This is a genomic window from Virgisporangium aurantiacum, from assembly GCF_016863635.1.
In the GTDB taxonomy this organism is placed as follows: Bacteria; Actinomycetota; Actinomycetes; order Mycobacteriales; family Micromonosporaceae; genus Virgisporangium; species Virgisporangium aurantiacum.
In genome coordinates this window covers 1-15,818 of the sequence record NZ_BOPG01000128.1, presented here as the reverse complement: position 1 = coordinate 15,818, position 15,818 = coordinate 1, and the positions used below count along the sequence as shown (strand labels likewise).

The window sequence follows — 15,818 nt, the reverse complement described above, 5'->3', positions numbered from 1 at the left end:
CTGGGGCAATGCGTCGGGTTTTTATCTGGCTTTCCGGAGCGGATCCTGCGATCCTCCGGAACTGCACTAACCTCACCAACTCTGAACGCATACGGTTCGCTAGTCTTGGCGCGCTGGTACTGATCCCCGCGATCCTCGGTGCATTCGCTATGAGCTACGCTTTGTCGCTCATGACACATCGCCCTACGCTCTATATGACTGGTGGGCTGCTGTGGGGCCTGGCCGTATTGACCATCGACCGGTACATCGTCGCGACACTGTACAAGTCCACCATTCGACACTGGTTCGGCACTACCAGCTCCGTGCTGATCAGATTGCTCTTCGCAGTCTTGATCGGAACAGCGGTAGCTCACCCACTCGTGTTGTTGTGGTTCAAGGACAGCCTTACGCAGAACCTCGCCGAAGACCGTCGCACCGCTGTTGCGAATCGAATTGACCGAGCCAAGGCCGATGCTGCGGCCGTGCCGACGGCGGCATCTGAATCTGCTCCCCTCGAAAGGCAGCGGGAGGAGCGGGTAGCCAGGCTCGACTGCCTCAGCGAATTGCAAACGTACGAGCAGAGTTCGAATACCACACACGTTAGTGGTTGTGGCGTTACCTCAGGCAGCGTAACGTGCGGTCCCCGGTGTGCGGAGATCGGAAATCAGATCAACCAGGTCCGCGAGGAGATCAGGATTCTCGATGGCAAGATCGAGACGGCCAGAAAGGCGGACGCGGCCGCTTCGAAATCCCGGCAGGAAACGATCGACGCGATTGACAAAAAGGCCCGCGAAGACCTTGCCGACATCGAGGCGAAGTTCAGTGACGACTACCTCGCGCGCGTGGCGGCGCTCTCCGAGCTGGAGCAGCAGGACCAGCAGGTGCGCTTTGTGAAGCTGTTCATGATCGGACTGTTCGTGTTCGTCGACATCATGCCGTTGACCATGAAGCTTGCGACGCCGATGGGTGAGTACGAGCGGGTACGCGACACCATGGTAATTCGAAGCATCCATGCAGAAGAGGCGAAGCAGGCGGCGATTCCACAGATCGAGGCAGCACTTGCGCAGATGTACGCCGACTCCGAACGGCTCACGGCCGAGATGAATGCCCTAGCCAAGGTCTCGATCGACATGCTTCACGCCTGGCACGAGCATCGCGTCGTGATCGAGGAGCAGGTGCGGATCGTCCGGCAGCGGACCCCGCAGGGAGAGGAGTTGGCGACTGAGGGTCGCATCTTGGATGTTCGCAAGATCGATCAGCAGGCATGGGACTCCATCGTCGCCCGCACGATGGCGTTCATGACACGATGACGAAGCGGAACAAGTATCCGGCAACCCGACTAGATACTGCGTTCACTCAATTCGGGCGGCGGATCAGGTCGGGCCGGGCGGCGGGGGGAGGACTGCAGCGCTCTTCCCTTCGCCGCCTGGCTGACTATTATCTGCTTGCCGCCGAACGAGCCGATGTGGCAATCACGCCGAATCGCTACCGGGTGCCGCTCGGTGTTAAGGCCGTCCGCGCCCTGCCGCCGTCGCTCGACAATTACCGCGGCGCACTTACCTGGCTGGCCGAAGAACAGCGAAACCTGGTTGCGGTGTGTGTGGCTGCGGGCAACTGCGGCTTTGACAAGGTCTGCTGGCAACTCGCATACACGTTGCGGGGGTACTTCTACCTGGTCAAGCCATTGGACGATTGGATCACGACCCATCGGGCAGCCCTCAAGGCAACGAGACGGCTTCGCGATGCACGAGCCGAGGCTACAACGCGAAACAACATCGGATTGGCCTATCTGGAACTTGGGCAACCAGGAACAGCCGCGCATCATTATCGACGAGCCGTCGAACTGGCCGACCGAGCGAGAGATATGCACGGGGCAATGACCGCTCGAGCGAACTTCGCTTGGCTCCGCTTTACGCAAAGGCGATTCGCCGAATTTTTGATCGAGATCGCACCGGCCTATTCTTTCTATGTGCGGTCCGCCGCCCGCCGAAACGCTGCAATCACCTTGCGCGGTATCGGTCTAGCTGAGGGCGAACTGGGCCGGCTCGGCGACGCCGTGGCTCACCTGCACCAGGCACTCGCCACGTTCGTGGCATTAAATTTGCGCCTCGACGCGGCGATGACGCTGAACGCCTTGGGCGATGCTTATCGACTGTCCGGGGCCGCTGACGCCGCAGCCGAAGCTTACCAGCAGGGACTAGACGCGTCTGAGGCGTGCGGAAGCCGGTTCGAGCAAGCGCGGGCACGCCGCGGGCTGGCTGGAGCAACGAGCCGCCACTGCGTTGGCACAAATTGCTGCTCGGCTGGATGAGCCAGACGCCGCTCTGCTCGCCGCCACGAACGTCCAACACCCCGCCCGTCCGCGGGCGGCCAGGCGCCGGCCGCGTACCCCGGTCCCATACGTCACCTATGGGCTCAGTGAGCTGTACATCCCGGGAGCCGAGGACGATCCGGAGTGGTCGGGGTGGGGTTTCGAGCTGACCATGCGGGTTGTGCGCGGTAGCGAGGGGCAGCCGCCCGGTTGGCCCTTCACGATGGTGAACCAGCTGGCCAACTTCATCAACAGTCAGCGTGTCCTGATCGAGGACGGGCACCGCATGGATCTCCAGCAGCCGGTGACCGGGCATCCGCACACCGACGGGCCTGCGACCGGGCTGACGGTGTACGCCTTCACGGTCGATCCTCAGTTGGGGTCCATCGATACGCCGAACGGCAAGGTGATCTTCTATCAGGCGGTCGGGGTTACCGCGGATGAGAAGATCCGCATGCAACAGTCGAGCACTGTGACGGCCAGCCGTGACCCGGCCTGTTCGACGATCGTGGTGATGGTGTGGCGCAGGCCGCGCGGCAGGATGAGGTGGTCGTCGAGGGTGAGGTCGTAGCCGCGGATGAACCGTGGGGTGTCCCAGGTCGACTTGCGCAGGCGTTGCAGCTCGTAGAACTTGGGGTTCGCCATCGCGGCGGCGTGCTTGAACGTGGCGAGGGCGGCCGGGGTCAGCTGTGCCGCGTCGATACTCAGCCCGGCGCCGGCTTCCGCATGAACAGTCGGCGGTAGGGCGGGACGGACCCGGGTCGCCGCCGATCGGCTCATAGCCGCGACGTCGGTACCGGTGGTGGCGCGTTTTCACCTGCCTGGCGAGGCGTTCAGCGTCGCCGGGGGTGAGCCGGTCCAGCGTCGACAGGAACGCCCACTGGTCCTGGTACGGCTCCAGGGTGGCGAGGTCGAGGAAGGTGGTCAGCCCGTGGTCGTTGCGGCGGCGGCCCTGCAGCGGCGCGGCGATCAGGTTCCCGAACCCGCCTTCGGGAAGGACGTCCTGATTGGAGAAGAGCCAGTCGTAGGAGCGCAGGTCCATCGACCCGCGCAACACCATCGCCTCGTGCAGCAGCACGGTGCCGACCGCCCTGGCCACCACCGCCTGCACCGGGCCGGCGAAGAAGATCCACACGTGGGCACCACGTCCCGACTGCGAGATCTCCAACCCGGCTGGCACGCCGCTGGCCCGGGCCGCCTTGAGGTGAGCCAAGGCGTCGAGCATCGCCGTCGGGCCGTCGAAGTCGGCTGCCACGAAGTGGCACAGGTTGCCGGGCATCAGCGGGTAAAGCCCCATGAACAGGTCACCGACGAGATGCGCGGCAGTGACATCCGCCGTGCGGGGCCGGTAGGCGGCGCTGCGCCGGTCCATGCCCTTTCGCTAACCGCCTGCAACCGCAGGTGACCACCCGGCCGTGCCCAGCCGGCGGTTCTCCCACCGTTTCGCGTACACATCGGTGCGGGAATGAAAGAGATTGGTGAACAGCGCCAGCTTGTCTCGCGCCGGGGAGCTCATCGTGGCCAGACCCGACGCGGCGACCGGCGCGGCCAACTGCTCCGGCGCCGGCGCCGCGTCCTGGCCACGCAGGTCCAGCAGACGCGACAGGCGGGCGTTCTCCGCCCGTAACCGCTCCACTTCCCGGCGAAGGCCAGCAAACTCGTCCACGGTGACCATCCTCGTAGACCGGCACCGGACACCCCGGCGCAGTGGCCGCTACCATGTGCCCGATGGCATCGAAGCGGACCGCCGCGCTCGACGCGATGATCGAAGAAGCCACCGTCGACGCGTACAACGACGACGAGCAACTCACCGGCCTGTACACCATGATCGAAGACAACCTGGCGGTGCCGTTCATCACCACCGTCCTCGGCGTCGAAGTCACCGTGGAGAAGGTCGACCTGACCGGCGACAGCATCGTCGCGATCTGCACCCGTGGCAGGGACCGGCTACGCATCGACATACTCGACCTACCGCTGCCCACGCCGCCACCAGACGGCGCCGAATGGATCAGCGCCTACCGGCATTGGGCAGGACGGTGAGCGCGGGGTGAGCGAGTACCAGCGACTGGCAGAACTGCGCACCCGTCCACGCCAGCAAACCCAGCCTCCTCGAACGCTCGACCTGGCAGCGCTCGGCGAGTGAAGGTCGTGATCCGTTTACGTCTCGCGGACGCAGCCCGGGGGCGAACCTCGTGGTGAAGGCGGACAAACCGCGCCGGCACAAGCAGGGCCAGCCCACCCGGATCGCCCGAGGTCCCTGCCCTCGGCGCCTGACGTCTTCGGCGGTCTCGGCTTATCTGGCCACGCTGCCAAGTCGTCAACGCTCAACAGCCGGTTAGGCCGCCACTCGCCGGACTCGGTGTCACCGATCCACCGGCGGCGCCGTAGTCAGCTGGTCCGATCGCTGGGCGCTGTCCACTGGATCGGTTGCCGGGCCTGGTGAGCGTACGCGATCAGGGCAACGGCGAGTTGTTCGGCGCCGGCCGGGTCGAGCGACGCCGCTATCCAGTCCCGCTGCAGGCGACTGAAGTTGGAGTCGGCAACCATGACCTCGACGGCGGTCCGGCCAGAATCGGCGTCGTGGGTCAGACACACCTATGCGCGGGCGATGTCACCGCCACCGTCAGTGAGGGTCCACGGTCCGCCCAAGGCCGGTACATCAGTCGTGTCAGAGATGTGCCGCCCACCGCAGGTGGTCCAGTCGCTCAGCCCGGCAGACGTGCACCAGCTCGGATGTCCCGAGTCATCTACGGCCGCGAGGTCAACTCGGTCCTCAGCCGGGTCCGCCGTCGCCAACGGGCTCCGGATGGTGCACCGCGACAGAAACGACCGAGCGATTGCCGGGTCGATCCGGACGAGTGTGGCGGTGTCCCGGGCGGTCATGGTCGTGGTCACGATTCGCTCCTTCCACGGTTGAATCATCGGGGCTGCACGTACCCCGGCTGTGCCTCCGTGCAGAAACTTGGATCCGAGGGATCAGCATGACCCCGGGGGCCAGGCCGGTCGCCAGCTCCCTGCTCAGCCGTCGGGCGAGTTTGGACCGATGGAGCTTGTCATAGTCGGATCTGGAACGATCGGCGAATCGCTTTCGACGCAACCTTGGCCCAATTCAGGGCCGACCCCGCAAGCTGTTCCGGCACGTTAGGCGTTCGGTCGGCTCCTGGCGATCTGTTGAAAAGGCCCGCCTGGTGGCGGGCCTTTGTCAACGACCACCCCCCTTTCGCTTCCGCTTGCCGCGCGGAGAGAGGCTCCGCGGTTGCGGGTTCGGAGGGTCTTCAAACTCCGCAGATCGGAGTTCGGACTCGGCCTTCGGGACCGGACTGGCTTGCAGCGTGATGCGTGTGATGCCGGGCGTTTTCGTGATCGTCAGCCCGCGTCCCTGGTGGATGGCTCTTCTCGTTAAGTCCCACGTCACCAACAGGCTTGCGCTGCCGAGGATCAAGGTGGAGATCGCCGCGACCAACATCGCGACCTTCTCCACCACCGGGCTCTACGCCGCCGAGGTTCTCTTCATTGAGCGCTCCTGCCTCGCGTTGCCGATTACCGGACGCCATTCACCTGACATTGCCACCGGCTTCCTCGCGAGAAGATGTGGCTCGATTCGCCGGCGGTGATCAGGTTCGGAAGCTGACCATGTAGGTGCTGTGCTTCCTGGACTCCGATCAACTGTAGCGAGGAAGCGCCAACTGCCAGCTACCAGCCGTTTAGCATTCCACCCAAACTTGACAGATCGTCGTGTTTTGGTAGGCCGACTCAAGCGCATATCTGGCTCCCGCGAGGAGCGCGGCCGTGCTGATCTGCCGCGCTGCGCTCGCTATCCGGTGTCGCCGGTTGGGTTCAGGTCGAGGCGCGTGATGAGGCGGGGGTTCGACGTGTGGTCGGCGAGTAGGGATAGGGCCTCATCGAGGAGGCTGGCCACCTCGCTCGTCTTGTGGTCTGCCCTGTTGCGGCCGGTAGCCGGTGCGTCATCACCGACGTCCGAGGCGTCGAGGCCCTCGGCGAGCAGCCAGGCCGTCATCTGCTGCAACGCCGCGTAGAACGTCGCGAACCGGCGTACCTGAGTCCGGCGCATGGTTGCCTGGCCCGGGCTACGTACCGCCACCGTGATCTGTCTCTTGTGGACATCGATCCCCGCGACCCGCTCGTACACGATCTCCATCAGGACCTCCGGCAACGCGCCCCGTAACAACACCAACGGCGCGTCACCCGCGGAACCCGCGACCAACATCAAGAAACTGACATCCGCGCTCGCAGGCGGCAACCCGGGGTACCCACCGGGGCAGGCTCCAGCGTCACTCTCTCATCCGGACACACAGTGCCAAGTGCGTACGACGTCGGCGGGCGACGCACCCACCAGTTTCAGCCCCTGCGGGCGCCTCCGCCAGGAGGCATGATCTCTCTTCTGGCCGATGTCCGTGCACGTGATCATGGGGGCAGCAGAGCTGCCTGGCTTCGGTCCCGACGTGGATGACCTCAAGGATCTGCAGCCATGTCGTCTGCCCTGTCTGATCTGAGCCTGCTGGATTGTCGTTGCGCCCGTCGTGCCGGACCTAGCCGCGTTCTGCGAGAGTGGTTGATGTCGTCCAGGTGGGGGGCGGATTTGCGGGTTAGGTTGCGCTGGGCCGGATGGTCCGTCCTCGCCGGTGCTTGTGCTCTGGCCGGGGTTGCGGTTTGGGTACAGGCGTGGTCGGCGGCGTTGGCGTCGGTCGTGGTGGCGGCGGTCGGGCTGTTGACGGCGCGGGGCTCGGCGGTGTTGCAGGACTTGGACGTGCAGAGGCGGGAGTTGCCGCAGTTGGTGCGGTTGACTCGTTCTGGGAGCTTGCCGCGGGTTCGTGATCTTTCTGATCCGCTGGCGTGGGGGGTGCATCCCAGTGCCGAGTGGGAGTTCGGACGAGTGACACCGTTCATCGACCGTGACGTCGGGCCTGAGGTCGTGAAGAGGCTGCTTTCGGACCGTTGCGTGCTGATCGTCGGTGAGTCGACGGCTGGCAAGAGCCGGCTGGCCAGTGAGACGGTACGGCGGCGCTACGGTCGCTTCCGGCTGGTTGAGCCGCTGGTCCGGGCCGGTGTCCCGGCAGCGGTGCAGCTGGTCGTCGGTGCCGGCAGGTGCGTGCTGTGGCTGGACGATGTCGAACGCTTCTTGGGTGAGAACGGGCTGGGGCGCCACCATCTCGACGCGATACGTGAGGCGGGAGGGGAACGGTATGTGGTGGCGACGATCCGGGCCGAGGAGTATGCCCGTTTCGCCGTCCCGGCCGGCGGGCGGCAGCCGGTTTCGGCCGAGGCTGGTCGCGATGGCTGGGACGTGCTGAAGGGGATGACTCGGGTAGATCTTTCGCGTCGCTGGTCGCCGGCGGAGCTGGTCCGAGCTGCTGAGTACCGGGACGATCCGCGGATCGTGTCTGCGCTACCGCACACGGACGAGTTCGGGTTGGCCGAATGGCTTGCGGCGGGTCCGCAGCTGCTGACCGCCTGGCGGGACGGATGGGCGCCTGGGCAACACCCGCGCGCCGCCGCGATCGTGGCCGCTGCCGTCGATGCTCGGCGGGTGGGGGTGCACCGTGCGCTGTCGAAGGGGTTGCTGGAGCGGATGCATTGGTCGTATCTCGAGCAGCGAGGCGGAGCGAGGTTGCGCCCGGAGTCATTCGACGAGGCGATGGAGTGGGTGTTGACCCCGCTGTACGCCACCAGCAGCCTTCTGATCCCACGAGCTGACGGCTACGTGGCCTTCGACTACCTGGTGGACGCCCCTGGCCAGCAGACGGTACCCGTCGCGACGTTGACCTCGCTGCTGGCTGACGCCGACTCGGATGAGGCCCGTCAGATCGGATGGTTCTCCTGGATCAGTTTCCACCCCGAGGTCGCCGAGCGGGCTTATCAGCAAGCGGATCGACACCGGGAAGGGAGCCTGGCCGCGATCGATTTCATGATCGAGCGAGGTGAGGGTCGTGCGGCGCTGGCATTGGCCGAGCAGGTGATCAGGCGACGCCAGGCCGCGCTTACACCGGACCACGAGGATCTCTGGGATGCACGAAAGACCATGGCCTATGTCACTGGGCGGGTCGAGAGCCCGGCCCGGGCCTACCGGATGTTCCAGCAGCTGATAACCGAAGCGACGGACGTGTTAGGCGAGGGGCACCAGCTGGTGCTGCGGGCGCGTCTTCATTGCGCGGAGGTTGCCGGACTGGCCGGCGACCTGGCGACGAGAGTGAAGGAGCTCGACGAACTCCACGTCGACTGCGTACGGTTGCTCGGCGAATACCACCGCACCACCTTGACCATTCGCAGGCAGCGTGCCGTCGCCTCTCATCTGTCCGGCGACCCCGAAACGGCCGCTCGCATATGCCGTGATCTGCTCGGGGTCCTTCCGGCGGCGCGCGCCGAGGCCGAGCTCGGGCTCCAAATTCGTTGGCTTCTCGCCAGCTGTTTGGCAGATCTGGTACGCCACCACGAATCATTGGCCGAATGGGACCGACTGATCGAGGAGGACACGGCACGGTTTGGCTGGCGAAGCGCACCCGTGCTCGGTCTGCGTGCGGACCGGGCCGACGCGGTCGGCAAGGCTGGCCAGCCGGAGGAGGCGGTCCAGCTGCTTCGCCAGATCATCACGGACTGGGAGGAACACAGCGACGCCCGCTCCGACCGAGAACTGCTGCTGTGCAAGCGATCCCTCGCCGCCTGGGAAGGTACGGCTGGGCGGCCAGAGCAAGCCGTCACGCAACTGCGTCACCTGGCGGCACTCACACAGCAATCGTTCGGCCGGGACAGTCCGGAGGTATTCGCGTGTCTGCAGAGGCTTGCTCGATGGATGGTCAAGGCGGGCAGATCCGACGATGCGCAACAACTGCGAGAAGATCTGTTGGTGCACCCCTGGGTCACGCGCAACCCGAGAGCTACCGCAGCACTTGCCCTACGTGCGGAATTCGCCGGGAGCGTAGGCGAGGCCGGCGACCCCGCACGGGCTGCAGACCTGTTGCGGGCAGTGGTAGTCGACCGCACACCCGTCAGCCACGCACCTGATTTGGACCTGTTGTGCTGGCGGCGCGACCAAGCGATTTGGGAAGGCAAGGCTGGAGCTCCAGAGGCCGCCGCGCAGCAGCTGCGCGAACTGGCCGCGCTGTCAGCGGAACAACGCGGTCCCGAAGACCGCCACACCATCGGTCTCGTCTGGCGCATGGCCGACTGGACCGCCAAAGCTGGCCACATCGAGCAGGCAATCTCCGAACTCGAAACGGCACTAGCATCAGCCCGCCGAGCCCTTGACATCAACGATGAGACCACTCGATCCATCGCGGAGTCATTGCAATACTGGAGCGGCCAGATCAACTAATTTCCTACACCTGAGTAAGCTGCCGCGTCTGGCATCACCGCGCGTCGCGAGACAGCGTCGGCGGCGGCCTCGCGGGCATGTGAGCGCGTGGCACTCTATGCCGGTGGACGAGTTCCGGCAGCAAATCCGGCGGCAGGCGCACGGCGTCGCTCAGATGTATCTGGACGGCGAGCGGGCGGATCAGCCGATGACCCGGCAGCAGAAGGAGTTCATCGAGGGAATCATCGCGGCTGACTACGACGGCCGGACGATCATCGAGCTGCTCCAGAACGGCCACGACGCCCATCCCCGCGAGGTCCGGACTGGGCGGCTGGAGTTCCTGCTGGCCGAGGACGAGGCCGAGCACGGGGTGCTCTACGTTGCCAACGGCGGCAGCCCGGTCACGCCGGAAGACTTCCGGGGCATGTGCCGGATCGCGATGAGCCCCAAGAGACCGGACCAGGGCATCGGCAACAAGGGCGTCGGGTTCAAAAGCGTCCTTCAGCTTTCGGAGAGCCCGGAGGTTTATAGCCGGGCCACCGCCGAATCGCCTTCCTTCGACGGCTTCTGCTTTCGCTTCGCGCAGCCGGATGACTTCGGCGAGCTCGCTGCCCGGGTGGCCCCGGAACGGGCGGGTCTGGCCGATGAGCTGCGGGCCAACGTATCGCAGATGACGGTGACTGTACCGCTGGACGGCCTTCCGGGCCGGGTCGGCGAGTTCGAGGCGGCGGGCTACGCGACCGTGATCCGCCTGGTCCTGCGCTCGGCCGTCGCGCTAGGGCAGACCCGCAAGCAACTGGCGCAGGTCTGGTCAACTGCCGTTCCGTTCAATCTCTTCCTAGAACGGGTCGGGCGAATCACGATACGAACGCGAGCCGCTGATGACGACGAGGCGGTCCAGGCACTGACCCGAATGTCTCGGCCGCTCGGCGACGCGACTGAGGAGATCCGACTCCAGGACGGCAGCACCTTCCTGCTGATGCGCCGCACTGTTCCCGAGGCCGCCATGCTGAGCGCGATCGCGAGCAGCCGCCTCAACTCCCGATGGGCCCGCTGGGAAGGCAATGCCGAGGTGTGCGTCGCCGTCCCTCTGGGCGGACCCCTGGACCATGGCCGGTTCTACACATTCCTGCCAATGGAGGAGGCGGCGCCGCTGCCGGCCTTCGTCAACGCGCCGTTCTTCGCCCAGCTCGACCGCAAGGGCATGAACGCGGCGGTGCCGTTGAACGACATGCTGCTGAGCCAGGTTGCGGCCCTGTGCGCGGACGCGGTTCGCGACGGTTCCGCGCTGCCCGGTGGTGTCCTGCTCGACCTGGCCTGCTGGCGACCAGCGGCGCTGCCCCGGCTGGTGGCAGCCTTCGGCGAGGACCAAGTGCCGCTCACCGGCGTGCCGCTGGTCCTGGCTCTGGGCGGTGAGGACGAGCGGGTGCCGCTCGACAGGGTCAAGCTTTGGCGCGGCAAGGGCACTACATTCAGCGCGGAGGCAGTCGCCGCCACCGGTGTCGCGCTCGCCGATAGCGTTCTTGACTCGATGCGGATCACGCGCGTCGAAACGCTCGCCCGAAACCTCGGTCTGCAGCTCACGGCAACCCCGGCGGATCTCGCGGCGTGGGCCGAGAGGGTGGCCGCGGAGCTGGCCCGTGATGGTGCGGAACCAGCGGTGTGGGCGGGCTTCTACGACGACCTGGCCTCCGAGCTGCGCGACCACTCGGAACACCTACGAGGGCGGCGGGTCCTGATCGTAGAGCAGGGACAGTTGCTGCCGGTCACCGATGAGCTGCGGGTTTTTGTACGCCCGAACGGCGAAGCCTCCGCACCACCGGCGGCCGTCCAAGCCCGACTGGCCTTTCTATTGCCAGGGATCTGGCGCGTGCCGGAACGGCCACGCCGACCAGGGCGGGAGTGGCTGGAGATTCGGAGACTGATCCGCGAGTACCACACCGAGACGGTCCTCGACCTGGTCGGTGCCGCCATGCGGAGCCTCGAACCGGACGACCACAGCGCCCTGTGGGAGTGCCTGGACTTCGCCTTCGATGTCTGGCGCCGGGCCACACGGGAGATCAGCCCGAGCGTGGTGCGCGACGCAAACCTGATGGTCCCGACCGAATCCGGTTGGCAGAGGGCCCATAACGCCACCTTCGGCGCCGGCTGGGGCGGCCCCACCGCTGACACCGACACCCAACTCGCCAGGCTGCTCGCCGCAGCCGCCGAAGTCTCCGGAGACCTGGCCCGGGTCGCGGAGGCATGCACGACCCCGGCCCTCATGAAGTTCGGTGATCCGGAAATGTGGCGCAAATTTCTGGAGGCAGCAGGGGTAAAGCACGGGCTCACACCCCTGTACTACCCAAAACGGGTCTTTGACCTGCGCGGCGAACAGGTGGCGACCCCGGCCGTGGCACCCCTGCCCGGAGTCAACCTTCCGGCCGCCGACAAAAACACCTGGCGTGAGGTGGCCATCGGATGGAAACGGCAGCAGCCGCCGTCACGAACGGTCCGCTACCGGCCCGCAACCGATGTCGCGGTCCTGCCTGGGCAGAGGGACTGGCCGTCCTTTAGCCCCGAGGCTCGGCGGATCTATGCCGAGTTGATCCTGCGCGGACTTGAGGTCTGGCCCGACTTTGTTCTGGAGATCTATTTCGTCCGGGACACCGACAGTGCCCGGGCGGCCTGGCCGACCTTCGTCTCCTCGTTCCTGGCCACCGCGGAGTGGATCCCGCAGACCACGCCCGGCCAGCGCAGCCAGGTCACCCTGGCCGCACCGGCGGACGCCTGGTGGGTCCGTGACGATGCGACCCCTGACTATCTGCGCGCCCAGCCGCACGCGCTGCGAAGCCTGGCAACCCCGCGCGTACTGCAGCGGCTGCGGAAGACCGGAATCCGCTTCTGGGACGACCCGGCGAGCGCGCGCAGCCGCCTGGACGAGCTGATCGGCCTGGTCGACGGGCACACGGCGGTGAACCCGGCCGTGCGCAAGGCTTATGAGGAGGCATGGAACGAGATCGCCGACGACGCCGAGCCGCCCAAGAGCGTGTTGATCTCCCGGCAGTCCCGGCTGGAGGTCGCCGACCTTCGGGCTGACGGCGAACCGGTGTATGTCTGCGACGAGAAGGGCGCCGCCAAGGAGCGCCTGCTGCAGCAGACCCCGGTCGCGATTCTGGCGATCCGGTCACGGCCGCTCGCCGAACGGGTCCGCCGTCGTCTCCACGGCACCGGCCCGAACCGGCTCGTGCCCACCTCCGAGGTCGCCGTTGAGGTCATCGGGGACGGCGTGCCCGCCGCAGATCTGCCGTTCCGTGATCTCGGTGCCTTCGGCGGCGACTGGCTGCCCACCCTCGTGCTCGGCTGCCTGGAGGTTCAGCAGAGCGCGTTCCGGGCCGTCACCGTTCAGCGCCTGGTCAACGTTGACCGGGCGCTGTCCGGCTGCCAGCTCGCTACCGCCACCTCGGTCGTCGCACACATCGGCCCGCACCGCATCGCCGCCGGCGACTCCGGGGCCTTGTCCTTCTTGCTCGACACCGGCGACCACCCGCGGATGGTAGTGCTCGCACCCGAACCGGACCGGTGGACAGTTCTGCAGGCGGCAAGCGGGGCCCTCGCCGAGCTGGCCGGTGACCCGCAGTTGGAGCCATCGTTGCGGCTCGCGCTCGTCGATCTGCGGCAACGCTGCGGCGAGGCGACCCCGTCGATCGCCGACATCGCGGCCGTCCTGCGGGTGCCGCTACGTGACCTGGAAACGGCCATCGCCGGAGCCGTCATCCGGTACGCCGACCACTCCGCCGTCGTCACGGTGCTCGCCTGCATCGATCCGGACGTGGCCCAAGACCTGCAGGAACATAACAACGGTTTCGGCGGGCGCGACGAGCTGCGCGCCTGGCTCGCCGCTACCGGCATGGTCGCCGACCGGGTGCTCGCCCTCGCAGACCGCAATGACCCGCTCGCAGCGATCACTGAGCTCGGCGTCTCGCTGGAGAACGCCAACCTAGCCTTCCGGTTCTGTGGGTTGCCGCCGCTGCATAACCGGGGCGGGCACGCCCGGCAGTTCGAGGCGTTCCGACAGCAGCACCGGGCGGCCATCCTCGACCGGCTGCGGGACCGCTTCCTCTCGGTTGCCCAGCGGGGCGAGCCGCTGACCGGTTACCTAAGCCTGCGCGACCTGCGGGGCCTGGCCGCCGACGAGGAGTGGCTCGACCGCTACTGGGAGCTGCCCGAGAAGGTGATGCACGGGCGAACCGAAGCCTGGCTCGACGAGGGCGCGCCACCCGCGTCAGCGGAGGAGAACGGACTGCCGCCGGTCGACACGTTGCGCGAGCACGGCCGCAGGGTGGCCATCCGAGCGGTGACCAATGCCCGGCTGGTAGTGGAGGCGTGGTCGTATCGGTCGGCGGAGCCGGTCAGAGGCCGCCCCGGGAACCCGGAGACGGTCGCGTCAGAGATGGCCGAGACCGGTGCGCTGGACTTCAAGCGGATCGGCCAGGACGACGTAATCACCTGGCTCGCCGAGCACGGGCAGTGGCCAGCGGCAATGCCGCTTACAACCGCGCCCGCCCGGCTCAAGCTCTCCGAACAGGACCTGGCCCTCGCCGGGGATCGGATGCGGCAAGCCTCGATGGTGAGCCACCGTAACTCGGTGACGACCGTCTTCGGGGGCCGCAAGTACGGCCAGGAGGCCGAGGAGACGCAGGCCTTCATCGACGCGGTGCGGCGGTCCGTATCCCCCGAAGTTTTGAACACCCCGCCGCACCCCGCGGCCCTTACGCCTATGCCGCTGCCCACATCATCCTCCGGCCGCCGCCTGGGCGGCTCCGACTGGCAGGTCACCCCGGCACCACCCGAACTGACCGCCCGGGTCGGGCTCGCCGGTGAGCTGATCGCCGGCGAATGGATCGAGCACCACTTCCGGTTGCCGCCCGAGGTCACCTGGGTCTCCGCCAACCGTCGCAGCCGCTTCCCAGACGGCCGGGCCGACGACACGCTCGGCTACGACTTCGAGGTTCCCCTTGGGGACCGACGGATCCTGATCGAGGTCAAGGCCACCAAGGAGGCCGCCGCCCAGATCACCCTCGGCGAGTCGGAGGTACGCACCGCCCAGAGCCTCAAACCGCACGAGGAGTACTGGATCCTCTTCGTCACCCACGCCCTCGAACCCGAGCGGCACCGGGTCCACATCCTGCCGAACCCGCTAGCACCGGGCGGCCTCAACCACTATCAGGTAGCCGGCCGCAGCCTACGACTCCTGTTCCAACTGCACTGAGCCACGTCATGAGCCACACCGAGCGGCCGGCCGTGGACCGCCACGGCCGTGCGCGGCGCGCGGACGGTACTGCGTGCGGCGCTCGACGCCGCAGTCCGCGACGGTGTGATCAAGACGGACCCCGTCCGTCGCGTCGACATGCAAGACCGCCTGTACCGTGCCAAAAACCGTTTCGCATGGTGGTGGCACCTGGTTCAGGCCGCTCGGTGGTATTCATTGACGACGCCGCCAAGGACTCGTCGTCGTCGGATCGCAGCGTCGAGGGCAACGGCGGCCACAGCGCGGTCGTGCTCGGGCGGATGTTGGGCCAGGCTCTGGTGCGGTCGGTGCCGGTTGAAGTGGTCGACGTACTGGTGAAGGACCTGCCGGGCATGGCCGTCGTCGTAGATCAGTACCCGGTCGGTGCACTCGTGGCGCACAGTGCGTACGAACCGTTCGATGTAGCGCGTAGATTCGGCGCGGCAGCACCGTGTCCACGTGGAAGAAGTCGACTGCCAGCAGCCCTTCGGCCTGGGTGCGAAGGAAGGTCCGCCACCGGGTGTCCGCACCGCGGGGAGCCGGGCCGAGCCTGGCCGCGGCGAGGATGCGTCGGATGGTGCCGGCGCCGACCCGGTGGCCCAGGCCGACCAGCTCACCCTGGATCCGGCGGTGCCCCCAGCGCGGATTCTCGTCGGCCAGGCGCAGCACCAGGTCACGGACCTCGCTGCTGACCGGTGGGCGGCCGGTCCGGTTCGGGTAGGTCCAATACCGCTGGACCAGCCGGCGGTGCCAGCCCAGCAGCGTCGCCGGGGTGATGATCCGGTGTACCCACAACCGGCGCGGCAGGGGCCTGGGTCAACGGCGACAGCACCGCTCGGTCCGGCCACGCCAGCCGGGGCTTGCCGACCTGGCGGCGCAGGACCGCCACCTCGTGACGCAGCACCAGCAGCTCCGCGGTCTTGGCGTCATGATCGCGGGTCAGCGACGCC

Annotated in this window: 10 protein-coding genes and 3 pseudogenes; 7 read left to right on the top strand and 6 right to left on the bottom strand. The window is 66.9% G+C overall.

Annotated features, from left to right (window positions below):
- Positions 1-8 precede the first annotated feature (8 nt).
- The 3 genes and pseudogenes from Vau01_RS61260 to Vau01_RS65620 form a co-directional block, all read left to right on the top strand.
- The gene (locus tag Vau01_RS61260) at positions 9-1,289 is read left to right on the top strand and encodes a DUF4407 domain-containing protein (RefSeq protein WP_204014222.1); all 1,281 of its coding nucleotides are present in this window, start codon (positions 9-11) and stop codon (positions 1,287-1,289) included.
- Positions 1,286-2,290: a tetratricopeptide repeat protein gene (locus tag Vau01_RS61255; protein ID WP_204014220.1), complete on the top strand. Its 1,005-nt coding sequence runs from the start codon at positions 1,286-1,288 to the stop codon at positions 2,288-2,290. Before Vau01_RS61260 ends, Vau01_RS61255 begins: the two co-directional genes overlap by 4 nt.
- Positions 2,262-2,699 (top strand): annotated as a pseudogene (locus Vau01_RS65620) (suppressor of fused domain protein); the annotation flags it as partial. The gene Vau01_RS61255 and the pseudogene Vau01_RS65620, both read left to right, overlap by 29 nt.
- Before the next feature lie 8 nt (positions 2,700-2,707).
- On the opposite strand, the gene Vau01_RS64410 reads toward Vau01_RS65620, so the two are convergent.
- Both Vau01_RS64410 and Vau01_RS65615 read right to left on the bottom strand, forming a co-directional pair.
- Positions 2,708-3,070 (bottom strand): hypothetical protein, encoded by a 363-nt coding sequence (locus Vau01_RS64410; protein WP_239153088.1) that lies wholly within the window; start codon positions 3,068-3,070, stop codon positions 2,708-2,710.
- A gap of 115 nt (positions 3,071-3,185) precedes the next feature.
- A pseudogene (locus Vau01_RS65615) lies at positions 3,186-3,806 on the bottom strand (TOTE conflict system archaeo-eukaryotic primase domain-containing protein); the annotation flags it as partial.
- 212 nt (positions 3,807-4,018) lie between these two features.
- On the opposite strand from Vau01_RS65615, the gene Vau01_RS61240 reads away from it, so the two are divergent.
- Positions 4,019-4,330, top strand: coding sequence for a calcium-binding protein (locus Vau01_RS61240; protein WP_204014215.1), 312 nt, complete (start codon positions 4,019-4,021; stop codon positions 4,328-4,330).
- 348 nt (positions 4,331-4,678) lie between these two features.
- Here Vau01_RS61240 and Vau01_RS61235 read toward each other — a convergent pair whose 3' ends face one another.
- Entirely contained in the window at positions 4,679-4,837 is a 159-nt protein-coding gene (locus tag Vau01_RS61235) for a hypothetical protein (RefSeq protein WP_204014212.1), read from the bottom strand.
- 785 nt (positions 4,838-5,622) lie between these two features.
- Here Vau01_RS61235 and Vau01_RS61230 point away from each other — a divergent pair.
- On the top strand, positions 5,623-5,904 hold the full coding sequence (locus Vau01_RS61230) for a hypothetical protein (RefSeq protein WP_204014209.1): 282 nt from the start codon (positions 5,623-5,625) through the stop codon (positions 5,902-5,904).
- A gap of 200 nt (positions 5,905-6,104) precedes the next feature.
- Here the strand turns inward: Vau01_RS61230 and Vau01_RS61225 are convergent, their stop codons facing one another.
- Entirely contained in the window at positions 6,105-6,518 is a 414-nt protein-coding gene (locus tag Vau01_RS61225) for a hypothetical protein (RefSeq protein ID WP_204014206.1), read from the bottom strand.
- Between the two features lie 468 nt (positions 6,519-6,986).
- Between Vau01_RS61225 and Vau01_RS61220 the strand changes: the two genes are divergently transcribed.
- Together Vau01_RS61220 and Vau01_RS61215 are read left to right on the top strand one after the other, a co-directional pair.
- Positions 6,987-9,620 carry a tetratricopeptide repeat-containing protein gene (locus Vau01_RS61220; protein WP_204014204.1) on the top strand — a complete coding sequence of 878 codons (2,634 nt, stop codon included), beginning with the start codon at positions 6,987-6,989 and terminating at the stop codon, positions 9,618-9,620.
- A 103-nt stretch (positions 9,621-9,723) separates the two neighbouring features.
- Positions 9,724-14,850, top strand: coding sequence for a sacsin N-terminal ATP-binding-like domain-containing protein (locus Vau01_RS61215; protein ID WP_204014201.1), 5,127 nt, complete (start codon positions 9,724-9,726; stop codon positions 14,848-14,850).
- Between the two features lie 194 nt (positions 14,851-15,044).
- On the opposite strand, the gene Vau01_RS64400 is transcribed toward Vau01_RS61215, so the two are convergent.
- Together Vau01_RS64400 and Vau01_RS64395 are read right to left on the bottom strand one after the other, a co-directional pair.
- Complete coding sequence (locus Vau01_RS64400) at positions 15,045-15,269, bottom strand: integrase core domain-containing protein (RefSeq protein ID WP_239153086.1); 225 nt, start codon at positions 15,267-15,269, stop codon at positions 15,045-15,047.
- Between the two features lie 272 nt (positions 15,270-15,541).
- Positions 15,542-15,818 (bottom strand): annotated as a pseudogene (locus tag Vau01_RS64395) (hypothetical protein); the annotation flags it as partial.